Here is a 20,819-nt window from a genome sequence, read left to right on the forward strand (position 1 = left end):
CCTGATGGTCAGGGGAAGCCACATCAGCTTCGACGCGCCCAGATCGGCCGTGTTCCAGCGGTCGCCCGCGTAGATGTGCTTGGTACCGGAGGCGCACTGGACGGTGATGACGTTCGCGGTCTGCCTGCCGGAGGTGCGTGTGCCGGGAGCGGCGAAGTCACGGAACGACGACCAGGTGCCGCTCAGCGACGTGGCGGTGGCGTAGATGTTGTCGTCCAGGCACTGTCACGTTGGCTGACCGGTGGGATGATCTTCTGGTTGATCAGCCTGGGAAGGGTTGTCCGTGGGGAGCGCGTCGCTGTCGTACAAGGGTCACCGGTGACGAAGGCGCGGGTCAAAATTGTGCAGACCGGTATGGCAGGTGTGGCTATTGCACTGTTCTCCGGGCATGCCTTGCACCAGAGGGCATGCGCGGGAAGTAGTGGTGAACGGACCGGCATCCGGGTTGGACGGTTTCTGCCTACCGTCGAGGCCGGTGAAAACCTTTCCGGCTGCGGCACTGTCGAGCAGTTCCGCTTGAGCGGCGGCCCAGTGACCGCGGTCTTCGACGACGGCATCCCGGTCCGCGCCCACGTGACGGACGACGGCACCCTCGCCATCGAGCTGGCCGAAGGACGCGAGGTGTTGGTGTACCCGGTGAGAGACCCGACCTCGACATTGCCTCGTGGCTCTGAGTGAGCCGGGTTAGTTTTGGGGATGCGGTAGAGCGGTCCCGGGCTCGGGCGTTGCCGAGGGACTCGTCTGGCGGGGTCGCCGACTACTCGCCGTTCGGCTCGAACACCTTCGGGGAGACTGGCTGGCGCGGTGTGCGGGCCTTGTCGTCCACAGGGAGGACTCCTGCCTGGGTGAGGTCCGCGTCCGTCACCATGGCTTCCGCAAGGATGCGGTGGAGCAGCGCCCTCTGCGTGTAGGCGAGCTCCATTAGTCGGCGGAGCACTGTGAGCAGGTCGATGAGTTCGAGGCCCCACTCGTCGGGCCACCGCCTCACGTGGATGTCGTCCAGCGGGCTCGTCTTCCTGTTGTCCGGCCGCGCCTTGCGGTAACCGAACCACTTCTTGAGGACGTTCATTCCGCCCACGTCATAGGACCACACCTCGGCAGGCACCGGCCCGAAGGCACCGTGACCGACGTGAAGGGTCTGTGCGTCCGCGTCATAGCGCATCTCGCCCGGGACGTTGTCACCGACGGGTGCCAGACACCTGACCCTCCGGGCGTCACCGGGCTCGTAGGCGACGGAGGCGTGGTGACGTCCCGAAGCTGAGTCGAAGCACACCTCGCCGTAGGTGGAGGCCCACAGAACCTCCTCGCCGAGGCGCACGGCCGCTTCCCAGAGCCTGGGATTGCGGGTCAGAGGTACTCGCACGCCCGGAGTGAGGAGCTCTTCCTGGAAGTGCTCGGTGAAGCCGGGGTGTGCAGCCACCGCCATGACGTACGCGGCCACATCCTGGGCGCTCACCTGGCTGTGATTCAGATGGGCTGAGAGGACCGGCAGTAGCCGCGGTGGGACGTTGCTGGTGCCGTCCGGGTGCAGGACGGGGTGCACCCGGCCACCTCGCCCGTTGAAATGGTGCATGTCCGGGAGGAGGCTGGTGGCGACGACAGCAGGCCCGGATTCGATCGGATGCCCCGATGGCTGGTTGAGGAAGACCTGACCTGGCTGCTGCAATGCCGCCCAGAGCCCTGGGCGCGGCTGGTCGATGACACGATCGTCGGCGACCAGCCATTGCCGGTCGAAGCTGCGCATGCCGATGCGCACGACTTCCGCGAGCGTGGAGGTCTCTTGGCTGATCGGCACGCCGTGCGAGGAACGGCCGGGCAGCCCGCCCCGGATTCTGTCCGTGGATCGGTCCCTCGTCTCCTTGAACAGCTCGGCTTTGACCGCGGGATCCTCTTCGCTGACGAGCTGGTTCCAGCGCTGCTCCAGGATCTGCTTGCCCGGCGACACGGCCCATGCCCGGTGCGTGGCCACACCTTGGCTTCCCCAGGGGAAGAGATCGCTGAGTGCGGGGTACGCATCCCAGTCGGAACGCGGGGCCGGGGTGAAGGGAGCGGTACTGCCCGTACGGGTGGTCCGCCACTCGTCCTGGTCCGGCCGCACGGTCTTGAGGTGCTCGAATTTCTCGGTCCGGCGACTGTGCGCGCCCAGTGCCCGACCGCCCAGCTCGAGCAACTTCGCACGCGTCTCCGCATCCGTCGAGTAGACGACAGTCCCCGCCATGCCCCGTGTCAGCAGAACCTTGTACACGTTGCGGATCAGCCGGTCCGTCTCCTCGTCCGCCGCGCCCCTGAGCGTCGGGTCCTTGGAAGACTTCCGGTCAGTGACGAATCGATCGCCTCGCCAAACCATGTCGGGCCCGATGACGACTCCGCTCCAGTCGAACTCGAAGCCCTGCGCCGTGTAGATGGTGCCCACCTGACCGGATCCGGCCGGATCGGTGGCCCACAGCGCGGCAGGAGGCGCCCCGGACACCGAACGGTCACCGCGCAGATTCCAAGGGCGGGCCCAGTCACCGATCACCACGTCCAGGGGAAGAGGATCGCCCGGCCTGGGCTCCGACGACCAAGGCCAGCAATAGCCCGCGGTCATGCGGGCACCGTAGCCTTCGCTTCGGCGGTCCTCCAGGAACGCCTCCATCTCCTCCGGGCTGTCGGCAACGAGGAGTTGCATCCGGCCGTCCGGTTCCCAGAGCGTGGGCTCGCCCGCCTCCAGCCCGAGAAGACGCACCACCCAGTTCAGGTAGACGTCGCTGCCGCCGCAGCGGAACTGGCTGTCCAGCGCTATGACCCGGAACGGCAGCCCCTTCCTCCCGGCCGCCCCCACGATCTCCGACACGGTGCCCATCTCGCCGGGGCGCACCACTTGGTGCTCGTCGAGGAGAAAGACGGGGACACGTGCCACGTCGATGAGCTCATCGATCTGCGGGCGTTCGGTGCGCAAAGAGGCCCGGGTGTAGCGATTGGCGGAGGTCTCGCGGATTCGGTGGGCCTCGTCGCAGATCAGAACGTCGAGGGAGTTCTCCGGGGCCGTCATGAAACTGTTGAAGTACTTGAAGAGGTCCTGCACTTCACGCTTGCGGCCGCCTGCAACCTTGCGCAGGGTTTTAGTGAGCGACGGCGAGCCGGTGGCATGCAGGGCTGGTACGCCCTGCCGGTACAGCTCGCCCAGCAGGTGGAGTGCGATCACGCTCTTGCCGGTCCCGGGGCCCCCGGTGATGACGACGACTTCCTTGTGAGCGGAGTGCTGTGCCTTCCGTACTGCGTTGAGAACCGTGCGATAGGCGATCTGTTGTTCGTCCAGGAGGATGAAAAGCCCTTCCTGCACTTCCTGGGCCGCGACAGCCGTCAGTTTGCTCGGGGGGAGGAGCTTGCCCAGGAGGAGTTGGTCGGCCGCTTCTGCTCCCGAACGTCCGCCGTTGAACCGCCCACGCAGGTACGTGAGGAACTCTGCCCGGCGTTCACCGGTGAACAACCGGCTTCCGTCCTCGCGTTCGATGTCCCGCAGCCCGTCCACTCCAGCCTCGGTGGCGTTGGGCAGGTAGACGGCCCCGCTGACGCGTTCCGGGTGTCTTGCCAGCAGGCTGTTGAACTTGACCAGGTACTCGCGGTAGCGCTGTACCTGGTCGATGGGGTTGAGGACGAGGAACGTGTCGGTGCCGGCAGAGCACAGAGCCGGATCGTTCGTGTCCGGTCTGGCCACAGCCCACTGTTTCAACTCGACGAGCACATACGACGGAGCCGAGCGGACGGGGTCCAGGCCGGACAGGATCACGTCTACTCGTCTGCTGTTCATCGGCAGGGTGAACTCAACGAGCATCTCGACCTCGGAGAGTCCGGCGTCGATCAGGCATCCCGCCAGTGCGGGAAGACCTCTTTCCCAGGCTCGGATTTGTGAAGAAGCTGGCCTGTGTCCGAATGCTCGGACGTAGCGGTCGTTGAGGAGTAGCAGCAGCGAACCGTCCCCTGCGTCGGCGGCGACCGCTCCTGCGGACGCCCGCAGCAGGGCGCCGCCGAATGTCGCGGGCATCTCCCGGACACTGGCCGGTGTGCTTGCAGCGTCGGACGGCGGCCTGCCGTGGGTTCCGTCCTTGGTGGTGGGGTCGGCCACCACCGCGAAGGGCGAAGCCCCGTCCGACAGCCTGATCGTTCCCGAGGCATCGGCCATGAGCGCGGAGAAGTCCGGCAGCCGGCCGAGGTACGGCTCGAGGGCTCGGCCCACGGCCTCGGTGATCTCCTGGGACTGTGTCCTGCTCAGCGCACTGGACAGGAGTTCCCGTACGCCGGGCCTGAAGTCGTAGAGGCCGTCTCGACGCAGCGATTCCGGGAACCCTTCGAGCGTTTGCTCGTCGTCGAGACGCTCCAGCAGCCCTCCGAGCAGCACCTCGGCGACGTGTGCCGAGGTGGCCTCGGGAAGGGTGGCACCGCGGACGAGTTGCATCAGGAGCGGGCTGAGGGGCCTGATCGCGGAAAGCCGGACTGCCAGACGGTAGGCCTGCGGAGAAAAGGACCCCCGGAACACGGCGATCAGCCGGTCCGGCGGCACAGTCGCGGGGGCAGGTCCCGCCTCCGCCGCCCCGGCGCTGAGAGACCCCAGCGCAGTTGCCTCGACGAGGTGGGGGACGGCGGGCCCGGTCAGCAGCTGCGCCCACGACGCCAGCGAGGACGGCGACAGTGCGAGCACCGGCAGGGACAGCCGGCCCGAACCGAGTTCCGCACGTTCACCTGTCAAGGGGTCCAGCATCAGCACTTGGTCCGCCGCCGGGAAGCGCTGGGTGGCCCTGAGCAGGTGCGGCTGCGGCTGGAACCTTGTGGCGCGCCACAAGCGCCGCGGCAACGGGTTGAGAACGGCGACGGGCCCACGTGCCCCCCAGTCTGCGACGGCGTCAACCGTGTCAGGGCTCATCCAGGCCGGATGAACGCCGTCCGTCAGCAGGAAGGTGACCGATGCCCCGGCACCGTTCTTGTGGTGCCGCGGGCTCAGCTTCTGCGGGGTGAATCTGCTGACGTGGATGGTGCGGAAATTGCCGCTGCGCTCCAGCAGGCCGCCGAGTTCCGGCACCAGTGACCGCCACACGCGCATGGACGAAGAGTCGTCGACCAGGAGTAGGGCTGAGTGCCGCAGCTCACGCTCGGGGCGCAGCACCACGTCGAGGGTGCCCGATTCCGCAGTGAGCCTGACGGTGGCCTCCACATCGACGACCTTGCGATGCAGGTGATCCCGGTACTGGCGCAGGGGTCGGAGCGATCGGGCCAGGCCGTGCGCTCCGGGCAGGGCCCGCGGCGCCGGGACGCGCACGGCACGAGCGGCCGTGCCGGTGGCGGTTTGGGCTGTCCTGCTGTCGGGGAACAGAAACCGGCGCCGCCCCGTTACCGGTTCTTCCGTCGGGCTCGTGGGGCCAGGTCCGGAACCCGTCGGGTCGAAGCCCTGCTCATCGGTGTCAGCCTGCCCGACGTCGTCGGCCAGAGGCCCGGCCTCTTCTGCCTCCGCCGGATCCGGCGCCGTCGCGTCGCCCGCTCCTGTCCGGGCTCCTTTCATGACACGGGCCAGGAGGAGGACGTCCAGGAGCTCCTCGCCGCCGAGCGGGTAACCGAGGTCGTCCAGGACCCGACGCAGTCGGGCGATCACGCCGGGAAAGCCTCGTCGAGACGGTGCATGACGGCGTTGATCAGCTGCTCGCGGCTCAGATCGGCTCCTGTAACGCGCAGATGAACCGCGGCCAGGAGCTGATCGGTGGCAAGGGTCTGCACAGCCGCTCTCTGCAGGAAGTTCTGGATGAGATCCTCGGCGTCGGCAAGCGCCTCGGCTCCGAGATGGAGGCGGACGATGTCGCGGAGCTTCTCCTCGTCTGGGTCCGGCAGATCGAGGCGCACACAGCGACGGAGAAAGGCCGGGGGGAAGTCCCGTTCTCCGTTACTGGTCATGACCACGATCGGAAAGTGGCTGCACGACACGGTTCCGCGGTGCACCTTGACACGTTTCCTGCTGCCGGTGACCAGCACGTCGGCGCTCTGTTGGTCCTCGGGAAGCCGCGCGAGTTCGGGAATCTCGAATGCTCCCTCCTCCAGTACTACGAGGAGGTCGTTCGGCAGATCGATGTCGGCCTTGTCCAGCTCGTCGATGAGCAGTACTCGGGGGCGATCCGTGGCGGCGAGTGCCGTGCCCAGCGGGCCGAGTCGCAGGAAGTCGCCGATGCCCGACCGGCGGCCCCTAGGACGTTGCCTCAGTTTCCTGGAAACGCCGCGCGTGGCTCGTGTCTCGCGTTCCAGCGTTGCCTCGCGCAGTCGGCCCACCGCGTCGTAGCGGTAGAGGGCGTCCGTCAGCGTCGAGCGGCTGTTGACCGGCCAGCGGAGTACGTCACCCAGTTCCAGATCCTCGGCGATGGCGTGGGCGAGGGAGCTCTTGCCGGTGCCGGGACGCCCGGTGACCAGCAGGGGGCGGCGCAGGTGCAGTGCGGCGTTGACGACTGCGACATGTTCCGGGCCCATGAGGTACTGGTGGGCCGTCGGAGTCTTCGGCGATTCGGCGAGACTCCGCCACGGTGGCGGAGCGGGCAGGTCGGCCGGTCCGCGGAACACCCACCAGTCCTCGGCTGCCGCGCCGGGGTCGTGATCGGGTGCTGGGCTGTGCGACACGGTCGCTCTCCTTGGCATGGTGGGTTCAGGGCTGGGTGAGGGCCCAGGCATCGGGAGCAAACGGTGGCGGTCGGTAGTCCGGCCCGTCGTACAGGAGTGACAGCCGACGCCCGTGGTGGGTCGGGCAGTCGGGGTCGGCCAGGGCCCTGGCCCGTTCCCGCCGCACCGTCTCCGGCAGGTCCGTGTGGCTGATGCCTTCCATCAGGTCGAGCAGCCGCTTGGCCGTCTCGGTGTCGTGATCCTGACGGTGCCACAGGACAGTGTGCACACCTGCCTGGAGGCATTGCCGGAGCACCTGGTTCTGGTGCTGCTGCTCGCAGCACATGATGACGACGCCGGCGTCCGGAACCGCCTCGAGCTGTGCCTGAGCGACGCCCGGGCGTGCCGAGCGCTGGTCGAGGACGAGGGGCCGGGACAACGGGAGCGCTTTGGTGCGCCGCTTCCACCCGGCGTAGGTGTCCCGCGTCCGTCCGGAACTGCGCAGGACGACCCGACGCATGACGCCCAGGAAGAAGTCGTCGTCCTCGTCTCCCCTCAGGTGCCAGGTGTCCACGTCGAGCCGCAGCCAGAGAGGTTCCACGAAGAACTCCACCAGCGCCTGATCTGCGTGTTCGTTCACCTCGTTGCGCAGCACTGCCCGGACGCCCTCGACCACCTTTTCGCTCGACACCTCGGAGTCCTGCACCAGGACGACCTCGTGGCGGCCGTCACCGTCACAGACCCATATCTGATAGGTGAAGCGTTGCCCTGGGGGTACGGGCAGCAACTCGACCTGGATGCGGGGAGTCGCTGCGGCCCCGGTGGGATGGCCGCGGGGCTTCGGGCGGATATCCTCCCGGAATTGGTCGACGGCGGCCTCAGGTATTCCCAGCTGCGGTGCCACCCTGTCGACCCAGGCGTCCAGTTCCTCCGACAGAGGATTCCCCACGGAGTGCTCCACAAGGCCGATCCGGACAACTGACTGGAGGAGCGGAGGCATCAACCGGTTGTCAGACGGGTACCCCTCGAGGAGGTCGGTGACGTCCACCAGTCCAGAGACTAATGGCAACTCGTCGGCGTACGGGAGTACAGCACGCAGCAGATCCTCGGGGTCGGTCTCACGGCACTGGGCGAGAAGGCCGACCAGTTCCCGCCGCTGTCGCGCTGTCAGCGTCTCCCTGGGGCTGACCACACGTGCCGCGCGCAGGAGCCGGTCCCAGGCGGCCCTTTCGTCCGAGGAGCTGAGGGCGCCGGTGTCCACCAGGTACTCCCGGACCACTTTCAGCAGTTCCGGCACGCCGCGTCGCACGCCGACGGCGAGAGCGAGCAACCGGTGATGATCCGCCGCCTGATGGATGGACTCCCTGCCAAGCTTGGCGGCCAGCCTGACCTCACACTTTAGGACGGCCTGAGTGCCCGGCAAAAGCCTTTCCAAGGCAGCCAGCGTCCGCTGCTGGCCGTGTCCTGCTGTGGGCACCTCGACAGGCGGAAGGTCCGGCAGCTCGGCCTCGATGGCGGGCAGGCCGATCGCGTACAACGGGCGCCGTGCCACCGGGGTCTTGCCGGGCGCGTCCACGTGTGTGGCGACCACGATCCCGACCACGGCCTCCCGGTCCCGGTCCCACAGCGGCCCACCGCTGTGTCCCTCCCGCGCCTCGCCTGCGTCGACGTCCAGCACGATCCAAGGCTCAGCCACCGCACGCGGCGACGCGACGATGGTCATCGCGGGGTGGCCGCTGGCCCACAGCGCGATGACGGCGTGCCCGTCCCGCTCTGGAAGAAAGGGCGCCGGCTCCGCACCGTCGGGAGGGGGCTCGGCGAGTCTGAGCACAGCCAGGTCGCCGAAATACGGAAACGGAAACTTGCCCGCCGTCCCCGCGGCACCGCTGTGGGGTGAAGGATGTGCCCGCGGCGGACGCCACATCGCCTGTTCGACACGGCCGACCAACTCCCGGTCCGGGGCCACATGGGGCATCCGTAACCGGACGACGTTTCCCTGCGCCGGTACGGAGTCTTCGAAGCGGTGTCGTCCCAATGCGCTGTTGACGACATGGGCACAGGTGAGGACCAGGGAGTCAGAGATCAGAACGGCAGCGCCGACGAACTCTTTCTGCCCGAGGACGGACACGAACGACCGGCGAAGTGCCGCGTCACTGTGAGTGGAAGGGATCACCTGGTACAGCCTTCCGTCACGACACAGAGGGAGAAGCCGCCCTGTTCAGGGAACGCGGCTCTTCCGGGACAGGGACGCCGTCCGGTGAGTCGGTGAAGTTCCAGGTGGCGGAGACGGTGAAACTCGCCTCGCCCTTCCCCGAGAAGACCCCAAGGCTGAAATCGCTCCCCAGGGTCACGCCGAACTCGACGGTGACCTCGTTCGGCCGCCGGGCGGACTCGGTGAACGACTGGTGGATCCCGTCGAGTACGCCGCCCAACGGACGCAGTGCCTCGGCGAGCGCTTCGCCGCCTCGGGTGAGGGCCTGCGCCGCACGCTCGTTGACGCTCACGGGCTGGGCGGAGCCGAAGTCCCCCGGAAGGCCGAGAGGTTCGCTCGCGTCGGTTTCGCGTCGGCTGGTGCCCGGCTCGGGCATCGCAGAGGAGTCCTTGAGCACCGGAGTGAGGTGCAGGCGCACCATCGAGCCGTCATCAAAAGTGAGATTCACGTCCCCCATGAGCACCATCTTGTCATGATCAGCAGTCGGCCGTGGCCCCAACTCCCTTACCCGGCCACCCAGGGCGCTTCGACGCCCGCGCCCGGGCATCGCCTCGCTCACGGGTACATCGGCGCGTGTTATCGAGATTAAAGCGGTATGGACAGACAGGGTCCTCGGCGATGATCAGGTTGTCCGGTTCGAACGGCGCGCGTGAGCCGAGTGTCTGCCGGATAGCGCTGACCCCAGCGGCGCGCATCGGGCGAGGACGGGTACGTCCCCGAGCGTGGACCTGAGATCGCTGTTGCTGTCCTCGTGGAGCACTGCCCGGCTCTCGGCGAGGCGCTGTTCGGCAGCCGACGACCACGTAAGGGCCTGTATCCGTGCCCCACTACCGCCGGGCCCAGACTGGAGCGGTGGCCGCGAGGCTCACTGGAATGATGCGTGGCGCAGCGCCGCGGGACGGGCGGAATCCAGTGATCGCCGATGTGCTGACGGCTGACCTACGCGGCTCCGCCGAAGTGGCGGCAACCGCGCGGAGACGTGAGCGGGTCGGTTCGTACATGAGGTGCTTGATCTGGCGCAGGGCGGGCACGAACGCAAGTTGCCACCGCCGGGGTTGAGGAAGCACAAGACAAGTTGAGTGGTTTCCGGGTTTTTCGGGCCCTACAGAGGTCATGCTGTTTTGGGGCCTCACGAGGTGGGGGAGTGAGGGGGCACTTGTTGGACCAGCCTGACTTGTTCTCCGTACAGCAGGAGGGCAGCGCGGACGGCCTTGAGCACATACCGCCGTTCGCGGCACCGATCGCTGCCACATCGAGCGCGGTAACAGATGATCCGGTGGCACTGCGCATTGCCGAGGCGATCCGGGACGTGTTCGGCGATTTCGGCTCCGAACATGGCCTGAGCCGCTCGGAGATCGCCCAGGCGTGCGCTGTGGTGGCCTCCGCTGACGAGTTCGATGCGAGGTTCCGGGTCTTCACCAAGCTTCGTCTGCTGGAGTCGCTGCACGGCAAGGCCTACGACCAGCGCTATGTGTTCAATCCGACCAGTGGTGCAGCGCTCTTGGTCTACGAGCGGCTGGGGGAGGCCGGAGGCGTCCAAGAGATCACCATGCTGCTGGATCGGACCCGCGAAGGCCTCCTGAACGGCTCCCTGACCGAGGAGCAACTGGCCGCCAAGATCGCGCAGGCCCGGCGGAGCCTGGCGAACTACACCAATCACCTGCTGCGGCTCGTGCGGACCAGGCCCATCGAAGAACTGCTCGGCCAGCGCCACCACCACGCCCACACCACATCGCTCGAGGAGGCGAAACACCTCGTTCACGCCATCGCTGAGCAGTACCCCGCGCTGCGTCCCGCAGGAACCCGCCTGATCCAAGAAGCACTGCGTTACACGGCAGCCGTCCATGAGTTCTACGACCGGCTCATGCAACAAGCCACCACCCGCCGCGACTTCAGCATGCTCCTTCCCGAGCAATACCTGACTGCGGCCCTGCGCTCCTCCACGGATGCACTCGCGCAGGTGCTCGCCACGACCGTCTTCGACCCGCCTCACGTCCAGATCACCACGGGCCAGATCCTCACTGCCGCGGCCGATCACCAGCCCCCGCCACCGAGACAGCGTCTGCCGCGCCCCCCGGCGCAGCCGCCCGGCCCGGACCCGGTCGAGGCCACACGCGCCAAGGTCGCGCTCGCGCGGCAGCGACGGGAGGCCACCGTGACCCTGCTCATGGCGGGAAAAGACGAAGCCGACGTCACCGCCGCCCTGCGCGCCCTGCCCTGGCAGGCAGCAGTCAGGCACATGGTCGACCTGCTGCGCGCCGCAGCCGATCCGGCCATCCCGTTCATGCTCGACATCTCCCGCGAGGTCATCGTGGACGCCGCAGGCCCGGTCACCTACGCCTCACCGGTGACCGTGTACCGCATTCCCGACAGCCCCCAAGATATGAACGACGACACCGAAGCCGCACCGCAGAGCCCCCATGAGTGACCCCTACCTGTTAGCGCGCGCCCGAGCACTGCGAACTGTTCCTGTCCCTACGGACCGCGCAGAACTCACCCGGCTGCGCCGCGCCGTCGATGATGTGGAGCGCCGTTTGGTGGATGTCGCCACCCCCGACGGTATCCAGGAGCTGATGACCGGCTGGGCCCCTGATGTGGAACCTGCAAGCGGAGCCCTGGGCGACAGCGACGTCCACCGCACCGCCTCGGCCATCCGCCTGGTCACACTGGCCTGCTGTATCCGCCACTGCTGGCCCGACCCCAGCCAGCCGCTGTACCCGGGACAGCCCGCCGCACAGGAGGACATCATCGCCTCCCTGGCTCCTCTCCAGGACACCCTCGTCCCCCGGGAAGGCGTGGCCGCGCTGGGCCAGACCTCGCATTTCCTCACTGCCCTGCGGTTCCTGCGCGCCTGCGACTACCTCTCGGCGGACGTCGGCGACGGCATGGTCCGTCTCGGCCCCATGGTCGCGCTGTGGTCCGAGCGCGATGTGGCTGAACTCCGCAGCGGCTACGACGTCCTGCCCGCCCTGAGGAAGGGATGAGCCGGTGGACGTACCGGCACTGGAAGCCCTGTCCCACAACCGGCGGGCCGATGTCCGAGCGGCGGTCTGCGCCGTGGAGACCGCCATGCTCCCTGTGCGGCCAGCGCACTACCGCGCCCTCGCGGAGACCCCGCTGCGGGTCGTGGTGGAACAGGTACTGACCGCATCCGGACGCACTCTGCTCGTGGTTGGCGGCGGCTACCTCTCCGGTTACACCGACGAGATCAGACAACGTCTGGCGCACGAAGGAATCGGGGTCCTGCCTCGCGAGGACCGCGCTGTCCTCACCTTGATCCTGATGTTCAGCGTCGCCATCCCCCGAGCATCCGGCACTACCCTGCCCGACCAGCTGTGGACCCGGGGCACCCCCGTGCCCAGGGACCAGCTCAAAGGCTGCCGGGTGTCCGACACGGTCCTCACCAGCGCGCTGCAGCGTCTCACCGACGCAGACCTGGTCCGTCGTACCAAAACCGGCTACGTCCTGGGCAACCAGTTCCTGCGCCTGACGCCGACCGTGGGCACCGAACTGTTCGAACGATTGATCCTGCTGGCCGATCCTGACAGTCCCCTCGCTGAATCGATCCGTCGCCGCCACGCCGCCCGTGCCGTGCCCACGGCTACCGCTCCCGACCACGAGGTGCACGACACACCATGACCAGCCCGCCCACGTCCGACCTGTCCCGGGGCATCGTCGGCGACCGCCAGCTCGTCGCCGTCCAAGCTTTCGACATCGCCCGGCTCACGGCACACGCCGTTCCGATCGTCCCGGAGACCTTCATCGCAGTCTCCGGTCTCGGCCCCAAGGACGACTCGAACGGCTCCGGCAAGACCAGCTTCCTCATTGCCGTTTCCCTGCTGCTGGCCGACCCGCAGTGGCGCCTGGAGACCAACGGTGGTCGGCACGCCAGCGGCATCCTGTTCCGCCCCGACGCAGCCGGCGTCGACCAAGCCCACCAAGCATCGCCGGTCACCCACGGCTACATCGTCGGCGTCTTCGCCCACTCTGACGACCCCGCCACCAGCCCCTTGACCGTATGGGTCCGCATCGCCACCACCACTCCCTACCTGCAAGCCAACTGGACCGAAGGCCTGCACGTCGCCGACGCCCCCACTGACCACGAGCGCAGCATCCAGGCCGACGCCCTGTGGCGCGAGCTCGGAACCCGCCAGATCCTCTCCGCCCGCGCCATGGCCGAGAAGCTCTACGGCACCGCCCCGCGCTGCCTCACCTACCTCGACACCGCCCTCCGTCCGCCCGTTCCCTCACTGCTCAGCCAGCAGCTGACCGAGATGGAGCCCCACGACATAGGCCGGTCCCTGATCGCTCTGTCGGGCATGACACCCCTGGTGGAGGAAGAAGACGATCTGCGCGGCCAGGCCCTGGAACACCAGATCGCACTCGACAAGGCCCAGACCGAGCACGCTCAGGCGCTGCTCGCAGAAGAAGAGGTGATGAGCGGCGTGCGCGCCCGCGAGACCGCCCGCCTCTCTCTCCAGCGCGGCGACGAGGCATGGCGCCGCTACCTCGCGGCCTCCTACCGCGACGCCCACCAGAGCGACCAGCGCATCGCTGCGACCATGGAGGAAGAGAAAGGGGCCGCTGCGACAGCCGCAGCCCTGGTGCGGGACGCCGAGGAGCAGTTGAAGTCCCTCGGGTCCGCCGAGGAACTCGCCACTCAGGAACGCGAAGCCCGCCAGATGTGGTCCGACGCCCAACAACTTGTCCGCGAACTATCCAGCAAAATAACGGAGTTGACCACTAAGCAGACGCTGCTGCGCAGTCAGCGGACCATCCTCCTGCCCCAGGTGCAGGGCTGGGACGGCAGCGACTGCGCCACCGCAGCCACCCGCCTGGAGCAACGCCAGCGCGATCACGCCAAGGCAGAGTTGCAACGCGTCGAGGCCGAAGACACCGTCACCCGCGCCCGCACACACCTGCACAACGTCGAACAGGGCCGCAGTGGCCAAGCCGGCCACGCCATCGACCTGCTGAGCGAACACCGCATTCCCGCGCACGGCCTGCTCGACCAGCTCAACGTGGACGAAGCCGCCCGCCCCGAGTGGGAACCGCGGCTGACACCCTGGCAGGACGCGATCGTCGTCGAACCCGAGCATGAAGAGAAGGCCCGACGCCTTCTGCACGCCGCTCTGCCCGGCGCACAGATCATCTCGTCCGACGTGAGGCAGGAACGCCTGCCGCAGGGCATTCACACCACCCTGAAAGTGGCACGCTTCCTTGGCACTCTTCAAGAACGCCTGATCCCCTCGGCCGATGGCACTGCCGTCCGTGACCAGGCGCTGGCTCTGACCGTGACGGGCGGCTTCCCTACCCCGCTGGCCGGGCGCGAAGCCCGGCTCCGACAAGCACGCGCCGATCTCGCAGCCGCCAAGCAGCTCGCAACCGAGGCCACCGAAGCTGTGACCGCTGCCAGCGCTGCCCTCACCTTGGCCAAGACCCAGCACGCGGCTGCCCAGGCCACTGAAGAACTCGCGCGCCTTGGTACCCAGGAGAACGACCTTCAGACCAAGATCGGCGAGTTCTCCAGCCGCGTCAACAACGCCGCGCGCGACGAACAGCAACTCCAGCAGACCTGGAAGGAGGCCGTGGCCCGGCACGCCTCCCACGAGCAGCTCCTCGCCAACGCAAAGCTCACACTGGAAGGGGCTGGCAATGCGCTCAAGGAACGCCACCGTATCCTCGCGGTGCTTGAACGTCAGCGCAGTCAAGCCGCCGCATCCCAGTGGCAGCTGCAGTGGGACGGCACTCTCGAAGATGCCGTCCACTTCCTGGACCAGGCATCGGAGCAGGCCCGTTCATCCCGGCCGGCGGCCCTGCGCCGACAAGCGGAGGACGGACTGCGCCGAGCCTACGAGCACTACGGCATCGACGGCACCCCAGGCGCGGACATCGGCGAAGACCTCCGCACTGGCGAGGAAATGATGCGGACTTTCGCTGACACCGATCCCGCCAGCCTCCCCTCTCTCACCTTCGCCGACGTGGCAGCCCCGCTGGATAATCGCCTCGCCGGCCACCGGGACCAGGATGAGGTTGCCGCAGCGCGCGTCACCCACGACCAGCACGCCCGGGAGCAGGCGATCACAGAACTCACCAACGGGGTCGCCACCAGCGCCCGCAACCTGGAAACCCTCCAGGACATGATCGAAAAGCACCTTGACGGCCTCTTCGCTCAGATCAGCGCCGCCTTCAACGACCTCGACCTGCGCAGCGAAGGCTACGGGGCCAAGCTCGAACACATCAGCGTCCGCCCCCAGGGGGCCGGTGACTGGCAGTGGCAGGTCATCCCGCGATGGAAACGCTCCCGCAGCGGCGGATACGTCCCCTACCGAGAAAACGCCAACAGCGCCCAGGTCAAGGTGCACGCCATCCTGCTCGTCCTCGCGGCGCTCCTCGCCGACTCCCAGACCCAGGGCAGAGTCCTGATCCTGGATGAACTCGGCAACAGCCTCGGAGAGGTCAACCGAAAGGACATGCTCGCCGCCCTGCGCGACGTCGCCCGCGAGCAACACCTGACCATCCTCGGCACCTGCCAGGACAGCGTCCTTGCCGACGCCGCCGATGTCTGCGGGGAACTGCTGTGGTTCGTCCACGCATCAGCGGCCGACATCATCAACCAGCCCACCAGCGCATGGGCCTTCGACAGCAACGGTGCCCGCACCCAGCTCACGGAAGACTGGATCACCGCAGGACGCACCTATGCCTGACCTCACCCCCCGGCCTCCACTCCTCATCGGCGAAGCACACGGCCGCGAGACCGTACCGTTGCGCAACCTGCCGCCGGGCATCACCGCCGTCACCCTGCCGCGCATCACCAAGGACGGCGACGACACCATCCACGTGCGCGTCCCCAGGGACCATCGACGACGCGTCAATCCCCGACAGGTCGACCTCGTCGCCGACCACCCCGTCAGGCCCTACGAGCCGCCGCCCACCCTGACCGCCCGACAACTGATCAAAGTCCTGCAGACCAAGAGCACCAAGCGCTGGCCCACGATCCAAGCCGACCTCGGCGACAACGCCTGGCAAAGCGTGGTCGACCTCATCCGCTGCGGCGCTGTCATCCTGCGCTGCGACGTCGTCAACGCCACCGGCTACAGCCCACGCTCATGGACCCTGACCCAGTCATGGACTGAACTCGCCGAGGATAAACTCGCCGAACTCCAAGGCCGCCAGCACCCCGAGGACCTGCACCGCGAGCTCCTTCACATCATGTCCGGCCTCCCTCAACTCGCCCATGAGCACGCCCTGCTGGCCAAGACGCCTCCCGGCCGGGTCCTGAAAATCCCCGAAGGCACCACCACGCGAGCCGAGGACTGGCGCGTCTACGAGGTCGCCATCCGGGCCGCCGGCATCTGGTGGCCCGCCCAAGGCAAACCCCGCAAGATCACCGCCAAGGAACTCGCCGGACGCAGCCTGCACAACACCAAGAGCGCCTGGACCCCCGTCAGGCAACAGGCCTTCTCTAACCTGATCGGCATCCCCTTCGACCAGGCCGTCGACAAAGCCGACACCGAACTGCGCATCCGCGGCCCCCTCCAGTGGCGCGTCGGTACTGTCATCGCCGATGCGGCAGCCTGCAACCCCTGGCTCGCTCTTCCTGCCCGCGGAGTCCGTGCCCTCGGCATGATCTCCTGCGATGCCCAGGGCATCTTCCTGATCGAGAACGAGGACACCTTCGAACAGGTCTGCAAGATCTCGGAGATAGCCGACAGTTGGCTGTGTATCTGGGGCAAGGGCTATGCAACCGACGGACTGGCCGAATTCCTCCGCGGCCTCGATGGCCTGCCCCTCGCGGCATGGGGCGACCTCGACGCCCACGGCATCCGCATCATCGGTAATCTCGCCGACCGCATCAGGCGGCCCATCACACCCGTCGCGATGACCGTCGACCTCTACCGGGGCGGCACCAAGTACCGCCAGGAGCCCACGAAACTGGAGGAGAACCGCAAGCTCGCCGCCCGGCTAGCGTGCGATGGCATCGAGGCTCTGCGTGATCTGGCCGAAGAGATCGCTCGGACCGACGGGCACGGCTGCGAACAGGAGACGCTCTACGACGAAGTCCTCCCCACACTCCCGAGTTTGCTGAAAGCCGTGCACGTGTCTGGCAGGTCCTGACCTCGTAGAAGCGGGCAGAGCGGGTCTACTCGGGCCGGGCTGTCGTTCACAACTCCTAGCTTTCTGGCCCCGGTTGGTGGCCTGTTGCGAACGCGGCATCAATGCTGCCGCGGTTCTGGCACGCAGGGGGGCGGTACGCACAGCTCAAGGGACGAGGGCGCTGGCGGGCTGGGAGAGGCCGAGCCGGGGCAGCCGTCCGGCGTGCGCGCGCAGATGCCGGGCTTCGGCGGACATCACGGGGGCGAACACGCTGTCCCCGGGCGGGTGGGGTGTCAGACGGTGGTGGGCGCGGGCGCCGGCCAGCAGCGGGCGCGCCCAGGCAGGCACAGCGTGCAGAGGGCAGTACCGATGGTTGACCCCGTGGAGCTTGATGGCACAGACGTCGCCGGTGATGTCGAGGTCGCGGGTGAAGCGCAGGCTGCCCAGGCCGGCCCGGGTGAAGGCCAGCACGCTCAGAGCTCCGGCGATGAGCGGGTGTGCGAGAGCGGCCAGAGCGGCGGCTTCCTCGAACGCAATCTCGAGGGCAGGGGCGGCCTGGACCAACTGCGCCGTTGCCAACGCGCCGGTGCAAGGGGGAGCCGGCCACCCGTGCTTCAGCGACGCCGACCGATTCTCCCGCGGCTGCCGGGCGGGTGACTGCCCCGCCGCCACTGCCACAGCCGCTGGTCCCGCCATCGGTGGAGCGGGAGGGAAGGGCGGGCGCGCGGGTATCGGTCCCGGCTCGGCGAGAAGCGCCTCGAACTGGTCTCGGCCGCTGATACAGCGCTCCGCGCGGGCCAGCACTGGCGGCAGTCCACGCGGCGGCTTCTGCCATAGCAAGGTCAGCTGAGCCCCTGTCAACTCGCGCCAGGCGAGCAGTTGGTCGATGCGCCTGAGGGTCAGCAGATGGGCCCGGAGGACTACCACGTGCCGCACCCCCATCGCGACACCCCAGGCCGCCGCGGCAAGCCAGGCCGCGTTCACCGAATCCAGCCACACATCGGGGGAGTGGAGCCCGGGGGCCAGCCGCTTGCCCAGCGCATACAGCATGTCGTGCGCCAGCGCGGCTGGGCTGCCGCTGGCCGGCGTCGGCTGCACGGTGATGCGGCCTTCCCCGGGCTGGTGTGCCTGAAGCGCCGCCCGGGTGTAGAACAGGTCGTCCCGCTCGTCCACCACGATCGTCACGTCGCTGTACGCCACTGCCACCCCCTTCCCGGCCGCGCCCCGCCACACCGCCCCGGACCTGCCAGGAAAAAACCCTCCTGGCGTGGGCCGCAGCCCGTGTCTGGGTTCCGCGGCGGCCCGCCGCGGGAACCCAGACACGCCGTCCTACATGCCGCCGAGCTTGCTGTAGACCCAGTTGATGAGTTCGTCGTTGACCTCGGTCAGCCCCATCTGCTCCATGCCGTTGAGCATGTGTTTGGTGATGGTGCCCCAGTTGCGGAAGTTGCCGTGCGCCGCGGCGCGGTCGATGCCGCGGACCTTCTGCGGGTCGACGCCCGCCCACAGGGAGTGGAACACCGGCAGGGTGGCGAGGACCTCGTCCTCGGACATGCGCTGGAACTTCTGCCAGATGAAGACGCGCGATGCCAGCATCGGCTCACGCTTGAGGACTTTGTAGCAGTTGTCGCCACCGGCGAAGATCACCGCCATGTCGGTGTTGCGGTCGTCCCACAGATGGCGCCAGTACTCGAACGAGCTGCGGCCCATCCACTGGGCCTCGTCGCACACCAGCACCCGGAACGTCTGCGACAGGGTCTCCTTCAGGAGGGTGTCGAACTCGATCGGGCGGGTCGGCGGCTCCCCGGGCAGCCCCAGGGCCCGGAACAGGCCGTGGCGGATGTCGCGAGGGGTGGGGCCCGAGCGCAGTTCCAGGCGGTAGGTGATGTCGGGGGCGAGCTTGCGCAGTGCCGAGTTCACCGACATCGTCTTGCCGTAGCCGGCCGACCCGTAGGCGCACATCATGGCCTTGGCCTCGATCGTCGCCTGGATGTTGTCCAGCGTCGTCATGAGCGCGTCGGTGGCCACCAGGTGGGCGTCCAGGTGGTGGAAGTGGTCGGCGCTCTCCGGGGGGAGCTTGCCGTAGTCCATGTCGCCGCTCACGTGTTCTCCTTGGGATTGTCGGGGTCCGGCTCGCCGGTGCCAGGCGGGAGCGGGTGTGCCCAGCCGTCCGGGACGGGCTGGTGCGGGATGTAGCCGGGATTGGCCTGCCTTCGGCCGGAGGTGTCCCACCCGGAGAGCTCTGCGTCGGCTTCCGCCTCGGTCAGCGCGCCCAGGCGCTCGGGCGGGGCGGCGGTGGTGGCGGCTTTGAAGCGCTCACGGCGCAGCTTGGCTGCGGCCTTCATGTCCGCGCGCAGCTGTCGTTCCTTGGCCTTACGGGCGTTGCGCACTTCGCGGACCTGCTCTTTGCTGGCTGCCTCAGCCAGGACCGCCGTTCCCAGGTGTACGCCGTCGAGGCCGAACACTTCGATGCTGGTGCCGTGGTGGGGCAGGTGCCGCGTCACGACCGGCACACCAGCCCGGCCCACCATCCACGGCGCGATGTAGTGGCGGTTACGCCACCGCACTCCCTGCGTGGTGATCTTGCGGGTGCGTCCGTCGTCTGTGAGCCCGAAGCGGGCTAGCTGTGCGGCGGGGATGTCGTGCAGGGGAGTGGGGTCCGCCTGCCACGCCTCGATCGGGGTGCGGCCGTTGAGCGCTCGGGGAAGATGTTCGGTGTTCCACCAGTCCACCCACTTCAGCAGCAGCTCTACGAACGCCTCGAAGGCCAGCGCCGGCGCGTCCGGGTCGATGCTGCGGCCGCCGGGGAGTTTCTGCTGGTGGACGTAGCGCGGCATGGAGACGAACAGCATCTCCTCGACCGCGTCGTTCAGCGCCTCGATCGTGCCCTTCAGATGCGGGGTGTACGCCGGCAGGTCGATGACGGGCACGGCGAACGCGCCGAGCGCCGAGGTCACCGCGGCGCACAGGAAGTCCTTGCCGCGGTCCACGCGGATCAGGTCGGGCAGGCCCCCGGCCGGGCCGAAGGGCTCCGCACGGTCCAGGGCCGTGCGCAGGGCCGCGAGCACCGCGTCGCTGCTGGGCGCGTGGGGGGTCACGGCCACGCCCGTGATGACCTTGGTGGCGCAGTCGATGAACCAGGTCACCCAGGGCCGCGCGTGCTCGCCCTCCACCGACACCTGCACGGGCACGCACTTGTGGTCGCCCTCCCAGGCGGCGTTGCGGTGCTCCGTCGGGCGTTGTCCGAACACGTCGAAGGCCCGCCGGGCGGCCTCGCCGTGGGCGAGCCCGGCCCGGTCCCCGGGGGTCAGGTCCCGGCGCAGCGCTCGGTGCAGCGTCGCCAGCGACGGCACCTTGGGCAGTTTGGGGTCCTTCCGGCGGCGCTGCACCAGCTCGCGGTGCACGGCGGAGGCGTTGCCTCCCCACAGCACCAGCAGCCGCCGGATCTCCGAGGTGATGGTGAACTTCGCGCGGGCCGGTGCGGCGTCACCAGGGGTGCGCGCCCGCTCGATCCACCGCCATACCGTGCGTGGCGAGCGCCCCAGCGCTGCGGCGGCCAGGTTCACGTGCGCGGTCCTCAGATGGCCGTGCTCGTCCAGTGCGGTCAGGCGCGACAGCGCCGCGGTCTTGGCCCAGCGGGCGGTGAGGCCCGGTGGGGTGAGGGGTGGTGACGTGGAGTCAGGGGAGCCGCTCACGCGGTCGCCTCCTTCGATGATGTCGCTACGGCGCACAGGGCCGGCCCGGGCCCGGGCGCTTCAGGTCCCCCCGAGGGGGTGCGGGCTGTGCCCGGATACCGGTGTCCCGCACCGGGCACGGCTCGTGGCCCGGTGCGGCCTGTCGCCTGCAACCGGTGGGTCTCTACGAGGTCGCTGCTGCCCGGGAGATGGTTCGCCCGCAGGCC

14 protein-coding genes are annotated in these 20,819 nt (G+C 68.3%); 7 read left to right on the forward strand and 7 right to left on the reverse strand.

What is annotated here, in order from left to right:
• The first annotated feature begins 73 nt into the window (after positions 1-73).
• Together OHA64_RS48820 and OHA64_RS48825 are read left to right on the forward strand one after the other, a co-directional pair.
• A complete protein-coding gene (locus OHA64_RS48820) occupies positions 74-205 on the forward strand; it encodes a hypothetical protein (protein WP_268978797.1) in 132 nt (43 codons plus the stop codon).
• Between the two features lie 113 nt (positions 206-318).
• Positions 319-678, forward strand: a complete 360-nt coding sequence (locus tag OHA64_RS48825) for a hypothetical protein (RefSeq protein WP_405606344.1) — start codon at positions 319-321, stop codon at positions 676-678.
• A 79-nt stretch (positions 679-757) separates the two neighbouring features.
• On the opposite strand, the gene OHA64_RS48830 is transcribed toward OHA64_RS48825, so the two are convergent.
• From OHA64_RS48830 to OHA64_RS48845, 4 genes are read right to left on the reverse strand one after another with little or no spacing between them, the layout of a single operon-like run.
• Positions 758-5,623 (reverse strand): SAV_2336 N-terminal domain-related protein, encoded by a 4,866-nt coding sequence (locus OHA64_RS48830; RefSeq protein WP_405606342.1) that lies wholly within the window; start codon positions 5,621-5,623, stop codon positions 758-760.
• A complete protein-coding gene (locus OHA64_RS48835; RefSeq protein WP_405606340.1) occupies positions 5,620-6,648 on the reverse strand; it encodes an AAA family ATPase in 1,029 nt (342 codons plus the stop codon). Before OHA64_RS48835 ends, OHA64_RS48830 begins: the two co-directional genes overlap by 4 nt.
• Before the next feature lie 7 nt (positions 6,649-6,655).
• The gene (locus OHA64_RS48840) at positions 6,656-8,782 is read right to left on the reverse strand and encodes a trypsin-like peptidase domain-containing protein (RefSeq protein WP_405606338.1); all 2,127 of its coding nucleotides are present in this window, start codon (positions 8,780-8,782) and stop codon (positions 6,656-6,658) included.
• Positions 8,783-8,798: 16 nt separating this feature from the next.
• Complete coding sequence (locus OHA64_RS48845; protein WP_405606336.1) at positions 8,799-9,278, reverse strand: CU044_2847 family protein; 480 nt, start codon at positions 9,276-9,278, stop codon at positions 8,799-8,801.
• 702 nt (positions 9,279-9,980) lie between these two features.
• Here OHA64_RS48845 and OHA64_RS48850 point away from each other — a divergent pair.
• The 5 genes from OHA64_RS48850 to OHA64_RS48870 all read left to right on the forward strand — a co-directional run bounded on the left by OHA64_RS48850 (position 9,981) and on the right by OHA64_RS48870 (position 16,939).
• The gene (locus OHA64_RS48850; protein WP_405606334.1) at positions 9,981-11,249 is read left to right on the forward strand and encodes a hypothetical protein; all 1,269 of its coding nucleotides are present in this window, start codon (positions 9,981-9,983) and stop codon (positions 11,247-11,249) included.
• Between the two features lie 109 nt (positions 11,250-11,358).
• Positions 11,359-11,805: a hypothetical protein gene (locus tag OHA64_RS48855; RefSeq protein ID WP_405606332.1), complete on the forward strand. Its 447-nt coding sequence runs from the start codon at positions 11,359-11,361 to the stop codon at positions 11,803-11,805.
• A 4-nt stretch (positions 11,806-11,809) separates the two neighbouring features.
• Positions 11,810-12,460, forward strand: coding sequence for a hypothetical protein (locus tag OHA64_RS48860; protein WP_405606330.1), 651 nt, complete (start codon positions 11,810-11,812; stop codon positions 12,458-12,460).
• Positions 12,457-15,528: a hypothetical protein gene (locus OHA64_RS48865; protein ID WP_405606328.1), complete on the forward strand. Its 3,072-nt coding sequence runs from the start codon at positions 12,457-12,459 to the stop codon at positions 15,526-15,528. Before OHA64_RS48860 ends, OHA64_RS48865 begins: the two co-directional genes overlap by 4 nt.
• Positions 15,521-16,939, forward strand: a complete 1,419-nt coding sequence (locus OHA64_RS48870) for a Wadjet anti-phage system protein JetD domain-containing protein (protein WP_405606326.1) — start codon at positions 15,521-15,523, stop codon at positions 16,937-16,939. Before OHA64_RS48865 ends, OHA64_RS48870 begins: the two co-directional genes overlap by 8 nt.
• A 144-nt stretch (positions 16,940-17,083) precedes the next feature.
• Here the strand turns inward: OHA64_RS48870 and OHA64_RS48875 are convergent, their stop codons facing one another.
• The 3 genes from OHA64_RS48875 to OHA64_RS48885 all read right to left on the reverse strand — a co-directional run bounded on the left by OHA64_RS48875 (position 17,084) and on the right by OHA64_RS48885 (position 20,535).
• Positions 17,084-18,118, reverse strand: a complete 1,035-nt coding sequence (locus OHA64_RS48875; protein ID WP_405606324.1) for a hypothetical protein — start codon at positions 18,116-18,118, stop codon at positions 17,084-17,086.
• Between the two features lie 129 nt (positions 18,119-18,247).
• Positions 18,248-19,021 carry an AAA family ATPase gene (locus OHA64_RS48880; protein ID WP_405606322.1) on the reverse strand — a complete coding sequence of 258 codons (774 nt, stop codon included), beginning with the start codon at positions 19,019-19,021 and terminating at the stop codon, positions 18,248-18,250.
• Positions 19,018-20,535: a Mu transposase C-terminal domain-containing protein gene (locus OHA64_RS48885; RefSeq protein ID WP_405623789.1), complete on the reverse strand. Its 1,518-nt coding sequence runs from the start codon at positions 20,533-20,535 to the stop codon at positions 19,018-19,020. The genes OHA64_RS48880 and OHA64_RS48885 overlap by 4 nt, the downstream gene beginning before the upstream one ends.
• Between the last annotated feature and the right edge of the window lie 284 nt (positions 20,536-20,819).

This window comes from Streptomyces sp. NBC_00076 (assembly GCF_045041235.1).
Lineage (GTDB): Bacteria > Actinomycetota > Actinomycetes > Streptomycetales > Streptomycetaceae > Streptomyces.